Raw genomic sequence first — 24,552 nt, forward strand, 5'->3', positions numbered from 1 at the left:
AGGAACTGGACAGCTGTCTGTCAGGTTTGAGTCGGAGGTATATAATTTTGTACAATTTGCTCCGCGATACGGCAGATTTCATCCCGAATATGCTGAGGTTCCAATACTTCAACGTCCGCGCCGAAGCCCAGGATGAATCCATATAACCAGCCATCCTCTGGAAAAGCAACCTGGCTGATGTAATACCCAGTCCCATCAGGCATGACGTTCTCGATCCCAAACCATTCTTCCGCAATATGACGGACGCGAGCATGGAATTTCAAGGTTATCCTAGCTTGATTGTCCGGGCGGCTCCATTCCTGTTGCCAGGGTCTGTTCTGTGGGTTGATGACTTTACGCTCGAAGTGCTCATTAGCAAGTGTGACATCTTGCATGCGCACAAGCTTGAACATGCGAAATTGATTCCGCTCGTGACAAAAAGCATACAGATACCAGGAATGCTTCTTGAGTACGATGGTATGAGGGTCGGCAGTTCGGTGAGTATGGATACCTTCCGCACTGCAGTAGGTAAAGGTTACGGAGCGTAATTGATCCATACCCTGTTCGATAAGTTCAAGCTTGATTTTCAGCGCTTCGGGATGCGTCCAGGTTGAGTAATCCACGATGAATCGATTGGTATTGGCCTGAAAATCGTCATTTTTGGATTCAGGTACGATACTGCTGAGTTTTTCGACCAGAAGCTCTCGCGCCGCATTAGCATGGGAAGTGGATACACTGCGCAGTGCAGTGACGATGGAGGCGAGGTCCTTGTCTGTTAATACGTTTCGATCCAGACGGTAACCCTCTGCCAGACCAATCCCACCGCTTGCCCCCTGATATGTCACCACGGGGATGCCTGCTTGACCCAATGTATCGATGTCCCGATAGATGGTCCGGATCGATACTTCGAACATATCTGCCAAGTCTTTGGCTTGCACCCGTCCACGATTGATTAGCAACACCACGATGGCTAATAAACGCTCCAGTTTCATATGTATGGATTCCTTTCATTGGTTTATCTGTTGGATTCAAATATGTTATATTGTTGAGCATCACACATAGGAGTGGAATAAGCAATGAAGCGAATTACGATTCTGATCGCAGACGATGAAGTTGAGATCGCTGATCTGGTTGCTTTACATTTACAAAAAGAAGGATATCACACCATCAAGGCCTTTGACGGGAAGGCTGCGGTTCAAGCTGTTCAGACCCAAGCGATAGATTTGGCGATTCTGGACATTATGATGCCTGGCATGGACGGGTATGAGGTGACCCGTAAAATTCGGGAACAGCATCATTTACCGATCATTTTCCTAAGTGCCAAAACGTCTGATATGGACAAAATTACGGGACTCGTGATGGGCGCGGACGATTATATGACCAAACCGTTCAATCCGATGGAGCTTGTTGCCCGGGTTAACTCCCAGTTGCGTCGTTCTCTGCAATTCAGCCAGTCTGCACCTGTTCAGAGGTCCATTCTGGAGAAGGGTGGGCTCATTATCACGCCAGATCAACATCGCGTTACACTCTACGGCAAACCAGTGGAACTAACACCGAAGGAGTTTGACATTCTGTATCTGCTCGCGAGCCACCCCAAGCAGGTGTTCAGTGCAGAAAATATTTTTGAACAGGTGTGGGGAGAAGCCTATTACGAGAGTGGGAATACCGTGATGGTCCACATTCGGACCCTGCGCAAAAAGCTGGGGGAAGATGTGAACAAGAACAAGTTTATCAAAACCATCTGGGGTGTGGGGTACACGTTTAATGACTAAACGAAGAAGTTTTCGTACAACCATGATTATGTTGTTAGGGTTAAGCATGCTTGCCTCTGGTGCAATTACCTATGGGATTTACAAGCTTATGCAAGCCTATTATTCGGGTGTCCGTGCAGAAGATCAGCTCGCTGAATATCGTCATTTTATGAGAAGTATCGGGGATATCTATTTCTTCCTGATCTTATTTATCCCACTTGCCATTCTATTTTTCTTCTGGTTTACCAAGCCCTACGCGACGTATTTCAAGGACATTTCTACAGGGATCAGGCATTTGGCCAACGGTGACTTTCAGCATCGTGTGCAGATCTCCTCGAAGGACGAGTTAGGTACGATTGCGGAGGATGTGAATTTGGCAAGTGAGAAGCTAAGGGAAGCGGTAGAACGAGGGGATTTTGCTGAAAATAGTAAGGACCAGCTTGTTGTCAATCTGGCGCATGACCTGCGAACACCGCTGACGTCTGTGCTTGGATATTTGGATCTGCTCATGAAGGATGATCAGCTAACGGAGGAGCAGGTACGGCACTTTACGTCGATTGCATTCACCAAATCACAGCGTCTGGAGAAGCTGATTGATGATTTGTTCGAAATTACCCGTATGAATTATGGCATGCTGCCTATAAACAAGACACAGCTGGATCTTAGCGAACTGCTGAAGCAGATGAACGAAGAGCTCTATCCTGTATTTGAAAAGAACCAACTAGTCGCCCGACTAAAAATAGACACTGACCTTACGGTCTCCGGTGATGGCGAGCTACTGGCTCGTGTGTTCGAGAATCTGCTAATTAACGCTGCACGGCATGGCAAGGATGGCATGTACGTAGATATTAATGGATATCGGGATGCAGAACAGGTCATCATTCAGGTAATTAACTATGGTGGACATATTCGTCCAGAGGAATTGCCACATATCTTTGATATGTATTACACCGGAGATCGTGCCAGGACCCCTCAGGAGGGTGGGACAGGCCTTGGACTGTTTATCGCTCGTAATATTGTGGAGCAGCATGACGGTATGATCTCGGCTCAGAGCGACGTGGTACGGACGTTATTCGAGGTTCGTTTGCCCGTCTTCCAATAAGGTTGACGTCAAAATTTAAGAAAAACTTTAAAATTGCCCTGCTTTTTCTTTAACTTGTGTTGTCTATCCTTGATGTATGAGGTAAAAGGAGGAACAAGCATGAAGAAGTGGGGCTTTTTGATATGTATTATTTTGATCGGATATATAGTTACGCAATCACCGGGATGGATTCAGCAGAAGGATGAGTTGCCCATCGAGATTCAGAATACGCGTGAAAATCCCGCAGGTTATACCGTATCCGTCACCGGAAACATTCAGGATCAGGTACATAAGGGCAATTTGTTACTGGTTGATAAGCAATACCCCGTTCACCCGGAAGGAGTTAAATCCGATATTGTATATGTGGCACATGAGGATGATCTGCTTCGTGGATATGGGATACTGGATCAGAAAATCATGTTATCACGACAGGTGGCGCAGGAGTTTCAGAAGATGGTTGAAGCAGCAGGCGAAGAGGGAGTCAGATATTTTCTCGTCAGCAGTGGGTACAGGGACTTTGAAAAGCAGGACGAGTTATATCGGGAAAAGGGTTCAGATTATGCGCTTCCTGCGGGACACAGTGAGCACAATCTTGGGTTATCCCTGGATATCGGCTCGAGCTTGGCTGCCATGAATGAAGCACCAGAGGGTGCTTGGCTGGAGAAGAATGCATGGAAATACGGATTTATTTTACGTTACCCAAAGGATAAAGTGCGCATCACCGGTATTCAGTATGAACCATGGCACTTTCGATATGTAGGGCTACCGCACAGTGCTGTCATGTATAAGAATAATCTGGTGCTTGAAGAGTATCTCGATATGCTTAAAGAGAAAGAGAACATTACTGTGGAAGTAGAGGGTGAGCAGTATCATATCCGCTATTATCGGGCCACCCGAGACACAACCGTTTACATACCTGAGCAAGGACAAACTGAAATATCGGGTGATAACATGGATGGTGTCATTGTCACCGTAAAGAAATAACAGGGCAACACAAAGGAGGCGAAACAACATGAAGCACAACAACCAGAAGAAAAGCAAACATTACATCCTTTGGATTGCCGTTTTCATTATCTATTTATATCTGCTGACTAAGCTGATCCTGTTCAAAGGAAGCCCGGTCGATTTTGGCATCGTGAAGGATCGACTGATGGCGTTCTTGCAACAACCGGATCTGATCCATACGCGAACCGTGAACCTGACACCATTCCAGGAAATCTCACGAGACTGGAACAGCCTGTCATTGCATCGTCCGGGTACAGCAATCCATCTGGTAGGTAATATATTGGCCTTTATCCCACTGGGCATCTTCATTCCTGTGTTGACGGGCAACAAGTTATTCTCTGGAGTAAAGGTACTTCTGCTGTCTCTGCTGCTCAGTCTGGGCTATGAAGTGACACAGTTAGTGACTGGTATGGGCATATTTGATGTGGATGATTTGATGCTTAATACACTCGGCGGCTTCATTGGATATATTGTTTTCACTATGGCTATGGGTCTGAAAAAGGTGTTGGTGGGAGGAGAATCCCGCGTGACGACGAAAAAGTTAAATTCTAAGGAAAGTCACGTGTAAGGAGGGGAAGAACTTGATTATAATGGCTGTACTGTTCATTAGCGTAGGGCTAATATTTCTCGTGTATCCACACAAGGTAACGGATGCTTCGGAAAAACAGATTACGGAGCGAGTAATCATGTCTAGATGGGTTGGAGGCTCGTTAATTGCTCTGTCGTGTCTGTTTCTGATCATGGGCACGATTCAACTGTTAGATCAAGCCTCACATCACATTGGACATTAGAAGGTAGTTGGCCTTGAAGCAACGGAGGACACACACATACTGAAACCACAGCTCCCCGTAACGTGCAGAGTGCACTTTACGAGGAGTTTTTTAGTGTTTCATAAGGTCCCAAATTCAGGAGAGGATCAGTGAACTTTGCGAGTAACATCGTAAATGAGGTAGAGTAGAGATGATGCGTTAGTACCTATTTCTTACAAAAAAAGGAGGACATACATTGTATTCATTAGCTAAAGAACTAGCAGGAACCATGAAAGCCATTATGCAAATTGAAAGCGCAATTGCTGAAGCTAAGATTCATCACTACGATGAAGAAGTAGTGCGTGATTTAGAACAGAAAAGAACTGATCTGATAAGAGTTTGTACACGTGATGAGTTGCTGGTGATAAAAACAGTCATGAAAGTGGGACAATCGGAGAGAGGATATCGTCATTATTTCAATTCGAATGATGTTGAGATTATTTATCTCCCTGTTGAGTTAAACGAGCATGAGTTGATGAAGAAATATTCCTATTATCTTATACATAAGACTGAACGCGAACTTGCGGATAGCATTGAGTACTATACCGCTGTGTCGGAACAACTGAGAGAAGGTATGGAGATCTTAAAACTCTAAACTGTGATCTGTAAGTTCTAGGAGGCTTGTAAATGTTAATGAAAATTGTTGTATATCACTTTGATGTGTTCTACTATTACGTTCCCAATCAATATGCAGGAAAAATTGGCGAGTGGAGAGGAGAATTTATCGATTTTTTGCAGAGCCTAGAGTATAAGCACCCATTCACCCTGTATATCGAGTCTATTGATCATGAGGGAAATACGGAATATGCTCACTTTATCCGTAGTTACGGGGCGGATGATTTTGTGGACTGGATCAACGTGGAGAAATTAAACTGCAGAGGTGTATATCGTATTCCTGAACCACCTGATGATTCAGAAGTTGGATTAAATTTTGAATTTTAAGTGATAAGAACCTACTTATCATTAAATTGATGATGCATATCGACAGTTAAATAAAAAGCTCCCTGCTACGTGCTGATTGCACGTGGCAGGGAGCTTTTGTATAACTTCATCACATTAATGATTTATATCATTAAGCTTTTTTCATCATTTGACGCAATACAGTTTGCAGGATACCGCCGTTATGGTAGTAATCCACGTCAACCATGCTGTCCAGACGAGCGATGACAGGGAATTCGAACTGTGTACCGTCTTCACGAGTTACGGTAACTTTCAACTCTTGTCCTGGCTTCACATCATTGCTGAGGCCAGTAATGTCATACGTTTCACGTCCGTTCAGACCAAGGCTGGACCAGCCGTGACCTTCCTGGAATTGCAATGGCATTACGCCCATGCCGACCAAGTTACTACGGTGAATCCGCTCGAAGCTTTCTGCGATAACGGCTTTGACGCCGAGCAAGAATGTTCCTTTTGCCGCCCAGTCACGGGAGCTTCCTGTACCATACTCTTTACCAGCAATAACGATCAGGTTCTGTCCTTCATCCTGATACTTCATGGAAGCATCGTAGATGGACATTTCTTCGTCCGTTGGCAGGTACTTCGTGATACCGCCCTCGGTACCCGGAGCCACCTGGTTACGAATACGAATGTTGGCAAACGTACCACGCATCATGACTTCATGGTTACCACGGCGTGAACCGTAGGAGTTGAAGTCTTTGCGCTCTACGCCATGTTCTTTCAGGTACAGTCCAGCCGGGCTGGATGGTGCAATATTACCTGCTGGCGAGATGTGATCCGTTGTTACGGAATCCGCAAGCAATGCCATAACGCGTGCAGAACGGATATCTGCGATATCGTTCAACTTGTCGCCAAGCTCCTGGAAGAACGGAGGATTCTGAATGTACGTGGAGTTCGGATCCCACTCGTACAGTTCACCTTCCGGTACAGAAATTGAATTCCAACGCTCATTGGCTGTAAATACATTCTCGTACTTGTTGCGGAACATCTGAGCGTTCAGGGAACTAGCGATGGTATCCTTGATTTCCTCGGAGGTAGGCCAGAGGTCTTTCAGGAATACAGGCTCATTGTTCGTATCATAACCGATTGGATCGGTTTCAAAGTCAATATTTACGGTACCCGCAAGTGCATATGCCACAACGAGTGGTGGTGATGCCAGGTAGTTGGCTTTAACCTGTGCGTGTACACGGCCTTCGAAGTTACGGTTACCGGACAATACAGCCGCTACGGTCATATCGTTCTCAGCAATAGCTTCGCTCACTTCGTCCGGCAGTGGGCCGGAGTTACCGATACATGTTGCACAACCGTAGCCCGCAACGTTGAATCCGAGTTTGTCGAGATACGTGATCAGACCTGCTTTTTCCAGGTACTCGGTAACCACAAGGGAACCTGGTGTCAGACTGCTTTTCACATATCCTGGTTTGGTCAGGCCGCGTTCAACTGCTTTTTTCGCCAGTAGTCCCGCTCCAACCATAACACTTGGATTCGAAGTGTTCGTACAACTTGTGATCGCCGCGATCACAACAGCGCCTGCCTTCAGTTCACTGTTGGAACCGTCCGGATGCTTCACAGGTACGGATTGTTCGATTTTCTCATCGCTCAAACCGTAGCCGCCTTTATCTACAGGTGTGCGAATGATGCTGTTGAAGCTTTCTTTCATTTGTGTCAGCTCGATGCGATCCTGTGGACGTTTTGGTCCTGCAAGACTTGGTACAACAGAGCCGAGATCCAGTTCAATCACATCTGTGAATTCAGGATCAACGGTGCTTGAAGTACGGAACATGCCTTGAGCTTTGTAATAAGCTTCAACCAATTCTACCTGCTCGTCAGGACGGCCAGTGTTACGCAGATAGTTCAACGTTTCACTATCAACAGGGAAGAAACCGATCGTTGCGCCATATTCTGGTGCCATGTTGGCTACTGTTGCACGGTCAGCCAGACCGATGTTGGCAAGACCTGGTCCGTAGAATTCTACGAATTTACCAACAACGCCTTTTTTACGAAGCAATTGGGTAACGGTCAGTGCCAGATCCGTTGCTGTTGCGCCTTCACTCAGGCTGCCTGTCAGTTTGAAACCGATAACGTCCGGTGTTACAAAATAAAGCGGTTGGCCCAGCATACCTGCTTCAGCCTCAATACCACCAACACCCCAACCAACAACACCAAGTCCGTTGATCATGGTGGTGTGGGAGTCTGTACCTACGAGGGAATCCGGGAATACAACGGTTTCGCCGTCCACGGTTTTTGTTGCTGCCACGGAAGCCAGATACTCCAGGTTAACCTGGTGAACGATCCCTGTGGATGGTGGAACTGCACGGAAGTTGTTGAATGCCGTTTGCGCCCAACGCAAGAAGCGGTAACGCTCTTCATTACGCTCAAACTCAACTTTGATATTGTAATCAAGTGCATCGTTGGTACCAAAAGCATCAACCATAACGGAGTGGTCGATAACGAGATCGACGGGTACGAGCGGGTTGATCTGTTTTGGATCGCCACCTGCTTTTTTCACAGTATCACGCATTGCAGCGAGGTCAACGACAACCGGTACACCGGTGAAATCCTGCAGAACGATACGTGCAGGGATGAATGGAATTTCCTTGTTATTGTCACGGCCATCTGCCCAGCCGGTCAGTTGTTTTACGTGTTCTTCGGTGATAGCACGTCCGTCGAATTGACGAATTGCTGCTTCAAGCAACACTTTAATGGAGAAAGGAAGCCTGGAAAGATCGCCGTGGCCGTTTTCCTGAAGAGCATCGAGACTGTAGTAGCGGTAAGACTTGCCTCCAACCTCAAGACTGCGAGCGGCGGAGAAATGATTCTTTGCTGACATACATGTACCTCCTTGGGATGTGTCGGTGAGATGAAGAAAACGTTCATTTAGGTGAAGAACAGGCCTTCATCGTTCCGTGTTCTTGTTCGTTAGTTTCATCAGATGAAACGTAATTTCATAATCATAACTTTAGTTTTAAGTATACCGTTTTCACCTCCGTACGTAAAGGTCTTTTTGCCTGATCAAGCAAGCTTTTGGACCGATGAAGGCGTTTTCGTGAAGCGAGCAGGAATAAGATATCTTGTGTACCTGTATTTGCCGAATTTCGGATCTCCCTCCTGAGCCGTGTACATACAACCGAAGACCCTTTCATATGAATAGTAGGAGTTTATATATGCAATGAAATATTCCAGACAGAACTCATGCCAAAGGGGGACACAGGCTTGGAACGGGAATGGAAGAGTGCCTTATATACTTACGTGAACCAGTACAATCGCTGTGAGATCGACTACCGTCCACAGACCAGCGAACGGATCGTTACCGATCCTGACTTCGTGGTGGAACGGGGAGAGCGTATGGCAAGACTGGACGAATGGTATCGTAAGCGGCGCGCCGTGCCTCTTCGCAGCGAGACCAGCGCCAAGCTTGTGCGCACGCTTATGGATGGCCAGGAAGAAGCGGTGGTGGATGTACAATTGTACAGCAGACTGTTCTACGAGAAGAGCGGGATCACCCACCGGGAGGACCGGATTGAGCGGGAGCGGTTAACCTTTCTGCGGCAGAGTGGTGGATGGATCATTGGGCGGGTCGAGCGAGAAGTGCCGGAGCGTCGCCCTGCTGGGGAAGGGCGTCCGTTTCAACAAGCTGATTTTGTACAGGCGATGAATCGGCCGCTGCTGAATCGGGAAGTGTTGGGTCAAGGAAGAAGCTCACGGCAACAGTCATATCGCAGAGATCTGGCGGTTGCCTATGCAGATCGGTGGTGGAATGCGGGGAATCCGGCATTTGAGGAATTTGATGTGGATTGTACCAATTACGTGTCCCAATGTCTCTTTGCAGGGGGCGCACCCATCCACTATACTGGTAGAAGAGAAGCTGGCTGGTGGTATAAAGGGTATGTGAATGGCTCCGAAATGTGGAGTTACAGTTGGGCAGTTTCCAACAGTCTGGAGCGTTATTTGTCAGGCAGCAGCTGGGGGCTGACCGCGACAGAAGTGGAGCGTCCTGAGCAGCTGATGCTCGGCGATGTTATTCTCTACGATTGGGATGGAGATGGACGATTTCAACACAGCACCGTTGTGACCGCGTTTGATGCGGGCGGTATGCCGCTTGTTAACGCACATACGGTTAGCAGCCGTCACCGCTTTTGGGATTACCGGGATTCTTACGCTTGGACAGAGCGGACGGTATACCGGCTTTTCCATATTGCAGATGAGTTTTGATGACGAAAGATTTTCGGGATGCGGTGACGCAGACATCCAGTTCCGTGTAAAATAAGACCAGATAATGCAAGCAGAATAACAAGGGTGCTGAGCATGCAAGCATGACAGCATCAGGCACAGATAATCGGAGGGTACACATGAGTATGGATAAATTAAAAGTAGGCGTCGTGTACGGCGGAAAATCGGGCGAGCATGAGGTGTCGCTGCAAACGGCGTTTGCTGTAACAAACGCATTTGATTATGAAAAGTATGAACTGGTTCCTTTTTATATCTCCAAGCAGGGTACGTGGAAAAAAGGACCTGTCATGCATGCGCCGTTCGCGCAGATTGAAGACTTGAAGCTGGAGCAATCGGCGGGTGGAACGCAGGATGCGCTGAACGCCCTGTTTGGCCGTTTGTATGGCGGAGCAGAAGCGCTGGACGTGATGTTCCCTCTGCTGCATGGTACGTTTGGAGAGGATGGTACCATTCAGGGCATGTTTGAGATGGCGGATATGCCATATGTAGGTGCAGGTGTACTGGCTTCTGCTGGCGGCATGGACAAAGTGGTCATGAAAAAGCTGTTTGCACAGGCTGGCATTGACCAATGTGCCTTTACGTATTTTAACGCGACACAATGGAAGCAGACAGAGCACGAAATGATCGTACAGGTCGAAGATCAGCTGGGGTATCCTTGTTTTATCAAACCGGCAAATCTGGGCTCCAGTGTAGGCATCTCCAAAGCACGTAACCGCGATGAGTTGAAGACAGCTGTCGAGTTTGCACTTCGGTATGACACGAAGGTTGTCATTGAGGAGTTCGTTGAAGCACGCGAGGTTGAAGTCAGCGTCCTCGGCAATGACGAGCCCATGGCTTCCGTTCCAGGTGAGATCGTATCCTCCGGTGAGTATTATGACTATGCAGCCAAGTATATTGATGGTCAATCACAGATGCTGATTCCAGCTCCACTGGATCCAGAGGCCGCAGATCGCATTCGCGAGGCAGCTTTGCAGGCGTTCCGTGCGATTGAAGGTAACGGTATTTCACGTGCCGACTTCTTCATTCGGAAAAATGACGGCGCTTTGCTTATCAATGAAGTCAACACCATGCCTGGTTTCACACCATACAGCATGTATCCACTTCTTTGGCGTGAGACAGGTGTATCGTATGCCGAACTGCTGGATCGCATGATTGAACTGGCACTGGAGCGTTACAACCGCAAGCAGGCACTGAATTACGAGAACGGCGTACAGGCGTAGCCTGCGACCACAAGATCAGGAGGGATATGCATGGGATTTCAGACTGAATTCAATTCCGTATGCAAGTTCAAGAATGAGCAGGAGCTGTTCGAACTGCTTGAATACGGACGCGGCAAAATGGTCAAACAGGGCTTCCGGGTATTTCCTACCGGCCAGAAAGTGATTGCATACACACCGGATAACGTGGCTGTAGCCATCGTCAAGATCGTGGTTTCCATTGCGGAGATCAACTTCCAGGGGCAAGAGGTAACTGAGGTGGAGATGCAACTCATCCGCAAATTGACTGAGGAAGAATCACGCATTCAGACTGCCCTTGCAGATGAGATGTTCTTTGGGGAGCAAGCACAGGAGTAGTTGTTGACTGTAAGTGCGGGTCGGAAGGACGGATTTGCCAGAATACGATTATGGTCACTCTTTTAGGGTAAAACTTGGTTATATACAGTGACGGTACATCCTGACGGTTGAATATGCCGTGCGGGTTCTCCGCCCTAATAGAGAGGAAGAGATTCATGCTCGTACGCTTTGGTTACGTGGCAATGTCCGTGCTTATAGAGAACGCCTCGCCTTCCCGGACCATGACCATGTCGAGTTTTAACAAAATCGATGACAGGGAAGCGGCGATCCGCAAGCTCGAACGGATTGCAGCCGAGAACCTGCACAATACATTACGTTTGCTCAGGCACAACAAGGGTAGCCATATTCATGTATATCGCTTCTCTTCCAAATTGATTCCACTGGCAACACACGAAGACCTGAATGACTGGGACCCGTTCCCGGCACTGAAGCAGGACTTTGCGGCCATTGGTGATTTTGTGAAGGAAAATCATATGCGTGTGTCCTTTCATCCGGATCATTTTACCGTACTTAGTACCCCCCGCGAGCAAGTTCTGCGCAACTCGATTCGCGACCTTCGTCATCATGTTCGGATGCTGGATGCCATGGGTCTGAATGCCACTGCCAAGAACAATATACATATTGGTGGTGCATACGGGGACAAGCCTTCGGCGGCGCTTCGTTTTGAAGAAAACTTTTTGAAGCTGGATCGGGACATTCAGGAGCGGCTCACACTCGAAAATGATGACAAAACGTTCAATGCGCCTGAGACACTTGCCGTGTGCCAGCGCTTGGGATTGCCCATGGTACTGGATATCCATCACCATTGGGTGAACAACGAAGGAGAACAGGCATGGGATCTGTGGCCTGATATTCTAAAGACCTGGCAGTCACCGCTTGCCCAGGCAGATTCACCGGCTGATCAGCCATTGCCACCCAAAATCCATGTCTCCAGTCCAAAGAGTGAGAAGGATCTGCGAGGTCATGCCGATGGTGTGGAGGTAGAGCCTGTGCTCGATTTCTTGCGTCATATCGCAGCAGACACCCCAAGACTTGACGTGATGATTGAGGCCAAACGCAAGGATGAGGCTCTTGTGCAACTGATGCAGAAGCTGGCATTCTATCACGAAGAGGGTGTGGAGTGGGTGGACGAGTCTACCGTCATCATTCATCCGTAGTGCCAAAAGGGGCCTGGGCAACGAGAAACTTTACGACCTGTGGGGCGTATACTTTTAACAAGTATTTCAACTTTTCGTAGATTGATATAGAAAGTAGAGTGAACGCTTTGAATGAGAAGGAAAAGACACCTTATGTCGTGACAAGCAAAAGCTATACTGCCGTTGCCATTAATGCAGCTTCCAAAGCTGGCGAATGGATCAAAAGCCGTCTTGGGACGGTAGCTGAACTTGGCACCAAATATTCACCCCAAGACCTGGTGACCGAAGTGGATAAAGGAGCGGAGCAGATGATCCGCCGCCTGATTCTTACGCATTTTCCCCACCATGCCATTCTGGGTGAAGAAGGCGTCGAACCGGGACCGGAGGCTTCGGCAAAAGCACTGAAAGAGGCCGAGGAAGAAGAGTTCCTGTGGATTGTTGATCCTGTGGATGGAACGACGAACTTTGTACACGGATTTCCGTTTTATTCGGTGTCCATCGCATTGGCTCACAATGGTGAAGTCATTGTCGGCGTGATCTACGACCCTTCCCGTGATGAGATGTTTGTTGCGGAAAAAGGGAAAGGAGCATATGTTCACGGAAACCGGATGCTTGTATCTGGTGAACAGGAACTGGCTCAGAGCCTGATTGCGGTTGGATTCCCGGCAGACACAACCTTTGCGTTGCCACTGAATATGGCCGCTGTGCAGGCGCTTGCTCCGCAAGTTCGTAACTTGCGTGCAGGCGGATCTGCCGCCCTTCATCTGGCGTATGTTGCCGCAGGACGTCTCAGCGCCTACACCGAAGTTGGATTGAAACCGTGGGATATTGCCGCAGGTGCGCTGCTGGTTGAAGAATCAGGTGGCAAGGTGACCGATACCATCGGAACGCCTTACCAACTGTCTGTAAACCATGTTGTTGCCAGCAATGGCAAAATCCATGATGCACTGACGGATGTGTTGAAGGAAGCGAAGGCTACCGGCTTGGAATGAAATTCATTATAAGGAGCGAAAACAATGGATGAATCCAAAGAACTGGAACGACGGCTCAGTGATATGCTGACGGAAGGGGACATGGAAGAGTCCGGCGACACCAATCAGCGTGAACGCCAGCTGATTCCTCCCAAGTATGAAGTGCGAATCCAGACGGAACGTGATCCAATTGTCGAGGAAACGTTAAAGTACCGGAAGATGGCACGCGAAGTGGATGATCGTTATGATCGGTATCTGGAGCGAGCTACCGGGAACAAACCGGAGAGTGACAAGGGTCATTCGATTGCTGAAGACTCGAATAAGCCGCAATCTTAACTAATCACTGAACGTCATAGCTGAGCTTAACCAGTAACAGACTCCCCTTCAGGGAGTCTGTTATTTCATGTGTGCTCTCAGCAGAGAGGACAATGCCTACTTTAAAATGATAGAATAGAGTAACACCAACCTATGTCATTGGAATGACCAATGTACTATATATTAGTGAGGTTGTTCAAAAAGTCCGCTTTTGATTACGAAGGATGCCTAACGGCATCATCAGCATCGAATATGGAATTCAGCCGAAATGTCCGTTGCTCACGTAGTTTTCCTACGCTCCGCTACTCCATTTCTAGCTTCATCCCATCTTCTCGGTACTGAAAACCGACCTTTTTGAACACGTACATTTAGTGTAATTATAGATTTGCGAGAAGGAGTGCTACCTGAATGAAGCGTAAACGTATATGGGAAAATACAGCTGCCGGTTTAACGGTAAGCATGTTGGCAGGAATGCTGCTCTTCACATCTTCTGCACTGCCTGCACACGCGGCTGACACCAAAACCGGTGTATTGCCAGCGGGTACAAACGAGACTTCGCTGACTGCGAAGAAAGATGCAGTAGCCGTAACTAAGGAGTTCCGCATCGTCACATTGGGAGATTCCATAACGGTAGGTTATGAGCCCAACACAAAAGAATTGCCTTATGGTTATGTAGAACGTCTCCAGGAGCAAGGTTTGCTGCATGGACGTACACAGGTGGACAACTACGGGATTGCCGGATTGAAAACCAGTGGCCTGAAAAACTTCACTAATGCAATTAAGGATGGCAAAACGCTGACTTCTGAAGCCATTCAACCAAGTCTTCCTGATCCAAGAGCGGGACAGATCGGAGCCAATACTGCTGCAATCCGTGAGAGTGTAGCACAGGCCAATCTGGTTGCAATTACCATTGGGGGAAATGATGTATCTGAGCTTCTCGGTACAGCAGACAAACTGAGTGATCAGGATCTGCAAGCCAAGGTAAAAGAATTACTCGCAACATATACAGCCAATGTTAGTGCAACGATTAATGATATCCATGAAATTAATCCGACAGCTACAATTGTCATCGCTGACCAGTATCAACCGATGCCAGAAGTAGCAGGCAAGGCACTCTACGCCAAACTGATGGAGGCATCCCAAGGTTTCACACAGACCATTGATGGCATTGCAGCACAATTCACTGCTCAAGGTACCGATGTCAAAGTCGCACACGTGGCCAAGGAGTTTGTTGGTGGTGAAGGCACGATGACACATATGATCAAAGATCGTGATTTCCACCCGAACCAATTTGGATATGCGGCCATTGCCGAAGTATTTGCCAAAACGATCTGGGGAGATTACACCAAACTGACTGCACCTGCCACAGGTGAACCAATGAATATTATCGTGAGTGGCAAAACACTAAATACACCGTACAAACCGATTATCCGTAACGGCAAAAACTTTGTGGCGATTCAAGACATCGTAAACGCTGTCGGGGCTACTACGGTGTGGGATAACAAAACTTCAACCGCAACCATTACATATGGAGACCGGAAAGTTGCTGTGAAGATTGGTGCCAATGCTGTGAAGGTAAATGGAGCATCGGTTACTGTGGATACACCTGCATTCCTGAATAAGGTAGGCAAAGAGTCCAAAACATATGTACCACTTGCCATGGTGGCTGAGGGTCTTGGCTTTGATGTGCAGTATGTAGCGAAGCTGAAAACTGTTTTTGTGAATCCGTAAATTGTATTTCATGCTTTAACATGATGTTATTCAACGGCCAGAATACCTTGATCTGTTCAAGGTATTCTGGCTGTTTTGTGTTCTTTTTGAGTTGCTGACACAGATGTATACCTTCTCTAATGACCTAAAATGTTGCATAAATATATCTTGTCAGATGACCAATGGATGTGTAAATATGAAAATAACTTACAATAAAACCACTAATGCATAGTATGACAGGCACCCCTCGCAAGCCAAAGGAGCGCTTAGGATGAACAAAATTAAGAACGCTTTCACAACACTGCCGATTCATCACAAAACGATCCTTCTCATCGGACTTTTGATGTTGATCAGCTTTACGTTTTATGCGTCCGTACTCCGATATGTGTTCAGTATCTATGACCGCCAGATCTATGAGAAATCCTCGCAGGTCCTCAATATGTCTTCGGTAGGTATTGAGAATCAACTTCGTGAAATTTCCAATCTCTCCTTCAAGGTGATGTCGGACGAGCCGCTTCAGCAATATCTGCTCCAACTGAAAAAGGCCGAAACGGGTTACGAGAAAAATGGATTACGTAAAAAAATTACCAACAGGTTAGTCGCTTATGCCGGTTCCGAAAAATACGTCTATTCCATGTTATTTATCGATAATGATAATAACGTTATGGCCGCAGGCAATCGGGAGGGAATTTCGGAGTCGAAGCAAAAGGAACTGGTTGCACTGGGACAGCAATACTCGGGCTCCAATGCATGGCATACCAGTGGGGATAAACAGTCCCGACTCTTGTCGGTCCGACAGGTGAAATCCTTTATTGGCGGAGCATTTACATTGGAGGACCTCGGCACACTGATCATCCGCGTCCGGCTGGACCGAATTGTACAGGACCAGATGCAAGAACCGGCTGAGGACTCCCAATTACTCATTACGGATGGAAAAGAAGTGATCTATCCAACAGAATCAGCCGTCAGTGAAGCCGAGATTGAGTCTGAACTGAAGCGCACCCAGCCCTATGGGATTGCCATGTTGGAGCAGGGGAGACACTTTGTAGCTCGTGCTCATTCTTCCTATACGGATTGGACCTATTTGTACACAACCCCGTTTGACCAGATGTTTAAAAAGATCCAGTTTGTCAAACAGTTGGTCACGGTGATCTTCATCATGATCTTTCTGGCGGCGCTTATCATTGGAGCGAGATTCTCTCGCAGTATTACCCATCCGATTGCACAGTTGATCAAAAAGATGCGTAATATCGAAAAAGGTGATTTGGATAAGCTGGAGGAGGCTGCTCTCGGCAATGTTCCGATATCTCCACAGAATGAGGTTGGGCTGCTGCATCGGACATTCAAGATGATGCTTCAACGGATACGTGAATTGATTGATGAGAATTATGCGAAGCAACTGGTGATTCGTGAGACGGAGTTGAAAGCGCTTCAGGCGCAGATTAATCCACATTTTTTATACAACACGCTGGAATCGATTAACTGGCTGGCTAAAGTACAGAAGCAACGACAGATCTCGGAAATGGTTGAGGCTCTCGGATTTCTGCTGCGTAGCTCTGTGAACATGTCCGAGAAGTGGATCACGCTGGAAAGAGAGCTGGACATTGTCCGCAGTTACGTGACGATTCAGCGCACGCGTTTTGAGGAAAGACTGGACTTCGATATGGAGATTGCCCCAGAGGTAGGAACGGCGCGGATACCGAAGTTAACATTACAGCCGTTAGTGGAGAACGCCATACATTATGCACTCGAACCAAGCATTGACCCTTGCCGGATTCGGATCCGGGCGAGAGCAGAGGGAGATAAGGTGATTATTGAAGTCGAGGACGACGGTCCGGGGATGACACCGGAATTCCTGGAACAACTACACGAAGGACGTATTCAGACAAGAGGACAGGGCATTGGGTTATCTAACATCCAGGAACGAATCAGACTGACCTTCGGCGATGAAGGTGGAATGGTGATGAGCAGCAAGCCCGGATCAGGAACTGTAGTATCGATCAGCATACCTTGGATCAGAGAGGACGATGACGATGTACAAAGTGATGCTCGTAGATGATGAACGTGTCATTCTGGAGGGAATTTCTCAAGTGGTCGATTGGGCCGCAGCAGGTACGGAATTGGTGGGTACGGCGAGGAACGGGATTGAAGCATTGGACAAAATTGGGCAGTCGAGACCCGATATTATCATTACGGATATTTCCATGCCAGGTCTGGATGGTCTTGGACTCATAGAGAAGGCATCTGAAGCATACCCTGGAGTACGTTTCATTATGTTATCCGGCTACAAGGAGTTCGAATATGCTCGCAGAGCGATGCAATATGGTGTGAAGCATTATTTGCTCAAGCCCTGCAACGAGAATCAGATCCATGATGCGTTAACTGAACTGTTGCAGGAACATCAGGATGCCCAGGTGAAGGAGCATGTTGCTGGTGAGATGAAACAGCGATTGCAGCGTGTCCTTCCACATGTGAAGGAGCAATTTCTGCTGGAGTTCATGACCAACCGCACCTATGGGCCGGTTGATCTGGAGTATTATCAGGAGCTGTTTGATCTGGAGCTTGAAGAGAACGCAGTTCGGTTACTGCTGTTCCGAATTGTAGATGAACATGATTACAGTCACTTATTTGCGATCAAAAACATTGCCAGTGACCTGCTCCCACATGTCCTGTTAAGCACAACCATTGAAGGCAAACTCCTCATTCTGCTCGCGGATTCAGCTGATCCGGCCGGACTGAAAGAAAGTATTGAAGAGGTTAGGGCTGCATTCACCAGACTATATAAATTGGAAGTGACCGCTGCGCTGAGTGAAGCAGATCGAATGATTCAGTCCCGGCGGTTGTTTCGTGAGGCGTTGCAGTATCTGAACCATCGCTTCTTTATCGGTGAAGGCAAGCTGATTACGAAGAATGATCTGGTACTGGCCGGAGAATGCGACGGATTGCATGTAGAACAGGATGCCGAGCAACTGTGTCAGTTGATCAAATCGGGCAATACCGAGGAAACGGCGGTAGAGGTGGAGCGTCTGTTTGATCTATTATCACGTCAGCAGCTGGAAATCGAGGTGACTCGCTCTTATGTAGTGCAGCTCTACTCGGCGATGGTGCATGTCTGTCCACCTGAGGAGGCAACGGAATTCACCCAGCGTATGGCAGAACTGCCGCATATCGATACGTTATCTGGTTTGAAGTCTTTTGTTGCAAGCAGTACAGCCCGATTAACTTCCGGTTATTACAAAAACCATATCAGTCGCCAGTCTTCTGCCGTGGAGAAGATGATGGATATCGTGGATCGTCATTATGGAGAGGCGGATCTCTCTCTCAATGGAGTTGCCCATCAGATGCTGTATATGAATCCGGATTACCTGGGCAAGATTTTCAAAAAAGTCACAGGCGAGAATTTCTCCAATTACGTGAATCGTCTGCGCATTGAACGTGCATGTGACCATATTCGCAGAGGCGGAGATGTGAAAGTGTTTGAGCTTGCTGAATTGTTCGGATTCGGCGGGAATTCACAATATTTCAGTCAGGTGTTCAAAAAGTGGACCGGGATGACACCTACGGAATTCCGCAGGATCGGCATATAACAATGGACTACCAATCATGTGATTCATGTCTGGGGAGGACGAACAGCGCCGAGAGGGGGACTGTTGTCCTCCTCTGTTTTTTGAACCAACAAGACGGTTTTGTGTATTCAACTATGGTCGTACATTTGCGAAAATGACATTAACAAGTTTGTGAAAGCGTTATCAGAAACGAGAAGATAACTCTTTCATACAACCATATCAACATAAAAGGGGAGATTGGCATGGTGAAAAAGGCAATATTCCTGATGATGGCTGCTTTGCTCGTGTTTACAGCGGCATGTAGCTCAGGTGGAGGAACTGAAGGAGCATCTGGAGATGACTCAGTTACCCTGCGGATCGCTTGGTGGGGCTCGGATGCAAGGCATGAATATACACAGAAGGTCATCGACCTGTACAAATCGAAAAACCCGAATGTCAAAATCGACGTGGAATATGCTTCATTTGATGACTACTGGAAAAAGCTCGCACCACAAGCAGCGGCAAATCAGTTGCCTGACATCGTTCAGATGGATATTTCCTACATCAGCCAATATGCACAGAATGGTCAGCTTGAGGATCTAGCGCCTTATCTGGGCAACCAGATCAAAGTGGACGATGTGTCCGAGAATGTTATCAGCACAGGTGTAATTAACGGTAAACAATACGGTGTACCTGCCGGTGTTAACGTTCTGGGCTTCCAATATGATCCGGCATTGCTTAAAAAAGCAGGCGTGGATGCAATCCCTGACAATATGACTTGGGAATCGTACGAAGCACTGGGTAAACAAACCGCAGAGAAAGGTCTGTATTTGGATGGAGGGATAGCTCCGGATATTTTCTTCCACTACTTCCTGCGTACCAAAGGATTGTCGCTTTACAATGCGGAAGGAACAGGTCTTGGCTATGATGATGACCAATTGTTTGTGGAGTTCTTCGGACTCATGCGCCGCATGATCGAGCAGGGCGCAGCACCTACGCCGGATGTAGCCAACCAAACGAAAGGTATTATTGAGGAATCGGATCTCGTGAAGGAAAAAGGAATCGGCGTATGGCAATGGTCCAATCAGTTCGTAGCCTTGCAACAGGTAGCGAACCGTCCGCTCGAAATCGCTCCAATGCCAGGACCAGATATGGAAAAAGGACTATATATGCAGCCAAGTATGTACTGGGGTGTGACGTCCAACTCCAAAGTGAAGGAAGAAGCGGCTAAATTCATCGATTTCTGGGTGAATGATGTGGAAGCCAACAAACTGATCAAAGGTGAGCGCGGTGTGCCAATTTCAGGAGCAATCAAAGAAGCTATCGCACCTGAGCTGAGTGACGCAACAAAACAGGTCTTTGAATTCGTAGCAGCCATGGAGCCTAAGGCTTCACCAATGAGTTCTCCGCCACCGGTTGGTTCACCTGAAGTAATCTCTTCCCTGGCAGATGTGGTTGAAGAGTTGAACTTTGGCAAAATTACACCTGAACAAGCAGCAGAGACATTCCGCAAGAACGCCGAATCTGTACTTGCGAACAATAAATAACAGTTGAATGATGGCTTGCTCGTCCCACTTCAGGGATGGCCGGGAAGGGGCTACTCGCAAATGCGAGGGCCTTTCCCCGTCCAGATGACCGAAGCCAGGATGAGGGAGCAAGCTGATCCATGAAGGAGGTTCGTTCCATTGAGGCAGTATTCGTCGTTACGTAGAAACTTAACTGGATATGCGTTTATAAGCCCGTTTATTATTGGATTCCTGGGCTTCACACTCATCCCCATGTTTGTGTCCTTATATATGTCGTTCACGAGTTATAACTTGTTCACTTCTCCACGGTGGATTGGGCTTGATAACTACACCAAAATGTTTTTTGATGACCCGAAATATTGGAACTCGGTCAAAGTGACGTTTCTGTATGTATTCATTGGGGTACCGTTAAGGTTGATCTTTGCCCTCTTCGTAGCGATGGTCCTAAACACTGGCTCTCGTATGATTGGAACGTACCGGACGCTGTATTACCTGCCATCCATTATCGGTGGTAGTGTGGCCGTATCCATTATGTGGCGTAACCTCTTCAGTAATGAGGGTGTTATCAACAGTGCTCTAACGGCAATAGGGATCGGGCCAATCAGCTGGTTTGGTGACCCGAATGCGTCTCTCGTTATGCTTATCTCACTGTCTGTGTGGCAGTTTGGTTCGTCCATGCTGATCTTCCTGGCTGGTCTCAAAAATATCCCTACTGAGATGTACGAGGCAGCAGGTGTGGATGGCGCGAACCCTATACGGAAATTTTTCAGCATCACCTTGCCACTGCTTAGCCCGATCGTTCTGTTCAATATGATTATGCAGACGATTGGTGCATTTATGACGTTTGTACCTGCCTATATTATCTCCAAAGGCGAAGGCGGTCCAATGGACGGTACGATGTTGTACTCCCTGTATCTGTTCCGTCAGGCGTTTATGTTTAACAACATGGGTTATGCTTCGGCAATGGCCTGGATCATGCTCATCATGATCGGTATACTCACGGTAGCTGTGTTCCTGACATCCAAGTACTGGGTGTTCTACGAATCTGAAGGAGGGAAGTAACGATGGTTTGGAGAAATGTGAAATGGCCCATTTATCACCTGTTCGTTGCAGCTCTTGCCCTCCTGATGCTCTATCCCGTCCTATGGATGCTCTTCAGTTCATTCAAGGAAAGCCGTACGATATTCGTCACAGCGGATACCCTGTTTCCTGCGGAGTGGATCTGGAGCAACTATGTGGATGGCTGGAAAGGCACAGCGGGAAGACCGTTTATGGATTACATCACCAACTCACTTGTAATCGTGGTTATTTCCACGATCGGTGCCGTAATATCATCATCGCTGATCGCTTTTGGTTTTGCCAGACTTAACTTCAAGGGACGTACATTCTGGTTCTCCTTGATGATGTTAACGCTGATGCTGCCACATGACGTGGTATTGGTTCCTCAGTACATCATTTTCACGAAGCTCGGCTGGTTGAACACTATCTTGCCAATCGTTGTACCTACATTCTTCGGAATGCCATTCTTCATCTTCCTGATGGTACAGTTCATTCGAACGATTCCGAAGGAGCTGGATGAGGCTGCAACCATCGATGGATGTAACAAATTCAGACTGTATATCCAGATTATTATGCCGCTGATCAAGTCTTCTCTGGCGACTGCAGCCATCTTCTCCTTCTACTGGAGATGGGAGGATCTGCTTGGTCCGGTATTGTACCTGAACTCGCCTGATAAATACACCGTGTCGATGGCGCTGAAAATGTTCCTCGATAGCGAATCTGCTTCCAACTGGGGCGCAATGTTCGCCATGTCCATCGTCAGTCTGGTTCCGGTTGTAGCTGTGTTCTTCATCTTCCAAAAACAAATTGTTCAAGGGATGAGCACCAGCGGATTGAAAGGATAAGCCAGATTACTGTATCTTCGTATCTTCGCCCGAATGAACGTTTACGAAAGTTAACCAAGGAGGTTATCGCTTTTGAATAAAGCTCAGGGTAGTCAGGCCGTTGCCATGGAGGCAACGGCAGAGGGCCAGGCAGTGTCCGTGACCAGCTGGAAGTTTAACTTTGGACCAGACTCGGGAAGAGCAGATGAGACAGGGGATTATCTGAAAGTAACTGCAACAACCGCATATGAGGAACGCGGAGGGTACGGATTCGAGGCAGGATCTCTGGTGTATGAGAAACAACGCATTCGTGATGACGATGTGTCGAATCCCACGAAACAACATCATAACAATCCGGGGCAGACAACCATGTCTGCCCGATTGCGTTCAGGTTTCTGTATTCCGCTCAAAGCATCGTTCATCGTGGATGTTCCCGATGGAACCTACCAAGTATTACTTGTTGCAGGGGATGAATTGGCTGAGACAGTGACCCGCGTGAAAGCTGGTGAAGGCAGGCTTGTACTGCCAACCATTCGCACACTTCCCGGACAATACGCAGAGGTTAGGTTCTCGGTTGTTGTTCGCGGCGGCAGACTTCGTCTGTCATTCTCCGGTCCTGCACCGAGAATTAATGCTTTGGAGATTACTCTTGCGAATCAGACCATGACCGTATTTCTTGCCGGGGATTCAACCGTAACGGATCAGCCGGAAAGTGGATATCCATATTGTGGTTGGGGCCAGCTGTTGCCTGCACAGTTCAAACATGATGTGGCAGTGGATAATCACGCCCAGTCAGGGCGCAGTTCCCGCAGCTTTATTAATGAAGGCAGATTAAGCGCCATTCTGGAGCGAATCAAGCCTGAAGATTTTCTGTTTATTCAATTTGGACATAACGATGAGAAGCCGGACCCTGAACGTGGGACGGACCCATTCACAACATATAAGGAATATTTGAAAAAGTATATCGACGCTGCACGCGAAGCCAAGGCTCGTCCAGTGCTCATAACCCCGGTGCATCGGCGCTATTTTGCGGATGATGGCACATTGACCGATACGCACGGCGATTATATCATCGCCGTTCGTGAGCTGGCGGAAGAGGAAGATGTTCCGCTGATCGATCTGGCTGAGCGCAGCCGTCTTCTGTTCGAGCAAGCGGGTGTTGAAGGCACTAAGGAAGACTTTATGTGGGTACTGCCAGGCGAGTATGTGAACTTCCCATCAGGCGTGGAGGATAACACGCATTTTCAGGAACGAGGCGCCCGCCGCCTTGCCCAGCAGGTGGCAAAAGCCATCCGCGAGTTGCAATTGCAACCGCTACAGATGTATCTGCGGTAGGTTCATGCCCTTAATAATTAAGCGAGTTAATTAAATAGCGAGCTAGCAAAAGTTGCCCAGCGAATAGCGAAGGCAATAAACTTTTAAAAAACAGCGAGCGTAGCAGCGGAGGAGGGCGGAATCGGGTAGAGGGAGCGAAGCGTCCGCCTTTGGAGCGGGATTTCCCCTGCTGAGGGGGAATGAATAGAAATCCCGAGCCAACAGCGGCCTGTAGCCCGATCCGCCCTTCGAAGCGACTGCCCCGCGAGCCCGCAGATTTTTAACTTAATATTGCACTCGCAAAAAAAAAGGAGGAGGTATTTCAATGACACCTGACCAGATAGAATCAGGCACATCTGCCCGTAAGAATGTTTCAGCAGCTACAGGTCACACCTACTGGGTCATTCCGGATGGTTACATTCCCCCGGAGAGCCGGGGCACATTGGAGAGTCATGAGAGCATATGTGTACTGAACACCAGTGCCACGGATGCGGAGCTGCACATCACGATTTACTTTGAAGACAAAGAACCACTCGAAGGTATGGTCGCCGAAGTGCCAGCGAGAAGGACGAAGCATATTCGGACTGCATCGCTACGATCCGGGGAGCAGTCTATTCCGCCGGGCGTGCCTTATGCGATTACGGTTTCGAGCAATATCCCCGTTATCGTCCAGTACAGTCGTTTGGACACGACCCAGCCTGAATTGGCTTTGATGAGTGTCATGGCGTATCCATTAAGATAACTTCCCCAATCGACAGCATAGCTG

Annotated in this window: 23 protein-coding genes; 21 read left to right on the forward strand and 2 right to left on the reverse strand. The window is 47.8% G+C overall.

What is annotated here, in order from left to right:
- Positions 1-20: 20 nt before the first annotated feature.
- A complete protein-coding gene (locus tag EL84_RS08755; RefSeq protein WP_047841410.1) occupies positions 21-971 on the reverse strand; it encodes a helix-turn-helix transcriptional regulator in 951 nt (316 codons plus the stop codon).
- An 84-nt stretch (positions 972-1,055) separates the two neighbouring features.
- Between EL84_RS08755 and EL84_RS08760 the strand changes: the two genes are divergently transcribed.
- The 7 genes from EL84_RS08760 to EL84_RS08790 all read left to right on the forward strand — a co-directional run bounded on the left by EL84_RS08760 (position 1,056) and on the right by EL84_RS08790 (position 5,567).
- Entirely contained in the window at positions 1,056-1,751 is a 696-nt protein-coding gene (locus EL84_RS08760; RefSeq protein ID WP_036614121.1) for a response regulator transcription factor, read from the forward strand.
- Positions 1,744-2,832, forward strand: a complete 1,089-nt coding sequence (locus EL84_RS08765) for a sensor histidine kinase (RefSeq protein ID WP_047841411.1) — start codon at positions 1,744-1,746, stop codon at positions 2,830-2,832. Before EL84_RS08760 ends, EL84_RS08765 begins: the two co-directional genes overlap by 8 nt.
- A 99-nt stretch (positions 2,833-2,931) precedes the next feature.
- Positions 2,932-3,795, forward strand: a complete 864-nt coding sequence (locus EL84_RS08770) for a D-alanyl-D-alanine carboxypeptidase family protein (RefSeq protein ID WP_047841412.1) — start codon at positions 2,932-2,934, stop codon at positions 3,793-3,795.
- Positions 3,796-3,823: 28 nt separating this feature from the next.
- Complete coding sequence (locus EL84_RS08775) at positions 3,824-4,384, forward strand: VanZ family protein (RefSeq protein WP_047841413.1); 561 nt, start codon at positions 3,824-3,826, stop codon at positions 4,382-4,384.
- A gap of 13 nt (positions 4,385-4,397) precedes the next feature.
- Positions 4,398-4,607: a hypothetical protein gene (locus EL84_RS08780; RefSeq protein ID WP_047841414.1), complete on the forward strand. Its 210-nt coding sequence runs from the start codon at positions 4,398-4,400 to the stop codon at positions 4,605-4,607.
- Positions 4,608-4,821: 214 nt separating this feature from the next.
- Entirely contained in the window at positions 4,822-5,220 is a 399-nt protein-coding gene (locus tag EL84_RS08785) for a hypothetical protein (protein ID WP_047841415.1), read from the forward strand.
- Between the two features lie 32 nt (positions 5,221-5,252).
- Positions 5,253-5,567, forward strand: a complete 315-nt coding sequence (locus EL84_RS08790) for a hypothetical protein (RefSeq protein WP_047841416.1) — start codon at positions 5,253-5,255, stop codon at positions 5,565-5,567.
- A 130-nt stretch (positions 5,568-5,697) separates the two neighbouring features.
- Here the strand turns inward: EL84_RS08790 and acnA are convergent, their stop codons facing one another.
- A complete protein-coding gene (acnA, locus tag EL84_RS08795) occupies positions 5,698-8,412 on the reverse strand; it encodes an aconitate hydratase AcnA (protein ID WP_036614112.1) in 2,715 nt (904 codons plus the stop codon).
- A 362-nt stretch (positions 8,413-8,774) separates the two neighbouring features.
- On the opposite strand from acnA, the gene EL84_RS08800 reads away from it, so the two are divergent.
- From EL84_RS08800 to EL84_RS08865, 14 genes are all read left to right on the forward strand, one after another.
- Positions 8,775-9,794, forward strand: a complete 1,020-nt coding sequence (locus EL84_RS08800) for an amidase domain-containing protein (protein WP_047841417.1) — start codon at positions 8,775-8,777, stop codon at positions 9,792-9,794.
- Between the two features lie 137 nt (positions 9,795-9,931).
- Positions 9,932-11,032, forward strand: a complete 1,101-nt coding sequence (locus tag EL84_RS08805; protein WP_036614110.1) for a D-alanine--D-alanine ligase — start codon at positions 9,932-9,934, stop codon at positions 11,030-11,032.
- Positions 11,033-11,062: 30 nt separating this feature from the next.
- Positions 11,063-11,386, forward strand: coding sequence for a hypothetical protein (locus EL84_RS08810; RefSeq protein ID WP_036614107.1), 324 nt, complete (start codon positions 11,063-11,065; stop codon positions 11,384-11,386).
- A 155-nt stretch (positions 11,387-11,541) separates the two neighbouring features.
- On the forward strand, positions 11,542-12,543 hold the full coding sequence (gene uvsE, locus EL84_RS08815) for a UV DNA damage repair endonuclease UvsE (protein WP_036614105.1): 1,002 nt from the start codon (positions 11,542-11,544) through the stop codon (positions 12,541-12,543).
- A 107-nt stretch (positions 12,544-12,650) separates the two neighbouring features.
- The gene (locus tag EL84_RS08820) at positions 12,651-13,514 is read left to right on the forward strand and encodes an inositol monophosphatase family protein (protein WP_197997992.1); all 864 of its coding nucleotides are present in this window, start codon (positions 12,651-12,653) and stop codon (positions 13,512-13,514) included.
- A 24-nt stretch (positions 13,515-13,538) separates the two neighbouring features.
- Positions 13,539-13,829, forward strand: coding sequence for a hypothetical protein (locus EL84_RS08825; RefSeq protein ID WP_047841418.1), 291 nt, complete (start codon positions 13,539-13,541; stop codon positions 13,827-13,829).
- Between the two features lie 387 nt (positions 13,830-14,216).
- Positions 14,217-15,539, forward strand: coding sequence for a stalk domain-containing protein (locus EL84_RS08830; protein ID WP_047841419.1), 1,323 nt, complete (start codon positions 14,217-14,219; stop codon positions 15,537-15,539).
- A gap of 250 nt (positions 15,540-15,789) precedes the next feature.
- Positions 15,790-17,577 carry a histidine kinase gene (locus EL84_RS08835; RefSeq protein WP_047841420.1) on the forward strand — a complete coding sequence of 596 codons (1,788 nt, stop codon included), beginning with the start codon at positions 15,790-15,792 and terminating at the stop codon, positions 17,575-17,577.
- Complete coding sequence (locus EL84_RS08840; RefSeq protein WP_047841421.1) at positions 17,552-19,105, forward strand: response regulator transcription factor; 1,554 nt, start codon at positions 17,552-17,554, stop codon at positions 19,103-19,105. The genes EL84_RS08835 and EL84_RS08840 overlap by 26 nt, the downstream gene beginning before the upstream one ends.
- Before the next feature lie 221 nt (positions 19,106-19,326).
- On the forward strand, positions 19,327-20,610 hold the full coding sequence (locus tag EL84_RS08845) for an ABC transporter substrate-binding protein (protein ID WP_047841422.1): 1,284 nt from the start codon (positions 19,327-19,329) through the stop codon (positions 20,608-20,610).
- Between the two features lie 138 nt (positions 20,611-20,748).
- A complete protein-coding gene (locus EL84_RS08850) occupies positions 20,749-21,651 on the forward strand; it encodes a carbohydrate ABC transporter permease (RefSeq protein WP_047841423.1) in 903 nt (300 codons plus the stop codon).
- A gap of 2 nt (positions 21,652-21,653) precedes the next feature.
- The gene (locus tag EL84_RS08855) at positions 21,654-22,493 is read left to right on the forward strand and encodes a carbohydrate ABC transporter permease (RefSeq protein WP_017690747.1); all 840 of its coding nucleotides are present in this window, start codon (positions 21,654-21,656) and stop codon (positions 22,491-22,493) included.
- Between the two features lie 105 nt (positions 22,494-22,598).
- Positions 22,599-23,807 (forward strand): rhamnogalacturonan acetylesterase, encoded by a 1,209-nt coding sequence (locus EL84_RS08860; protein WP_047841534.1) that lies wholly within the window; start codon positions 22,599-22,601, stop codon positions 23,805-23,807.
- Positions 23,808-24,111: 304 nt separating this feature from the next.
- Positions 24,112-24,528 (forward strand): sensory rhodopsin transducer, encoded by a 417-nt coding sequence (locus tag EL84_RS08865; protein WP_235431507.1) that lies wholly within the window; start codon positions 24,112-24,114, stop codon positions 24,526-24,528.
- Positions 24,529-24,552: the final 24 nt, after the last annotated feature.

It is taken from the genome of Paenibacillus sp. VT-400 (assembly GCF_001029205.1).
Classification (GTDB): Bacteria; Bacillota; Bacilli; order Paenibacillales; family Paenibacillaceae; genus Paenibacillus; species Paenibacillus amylolyticus.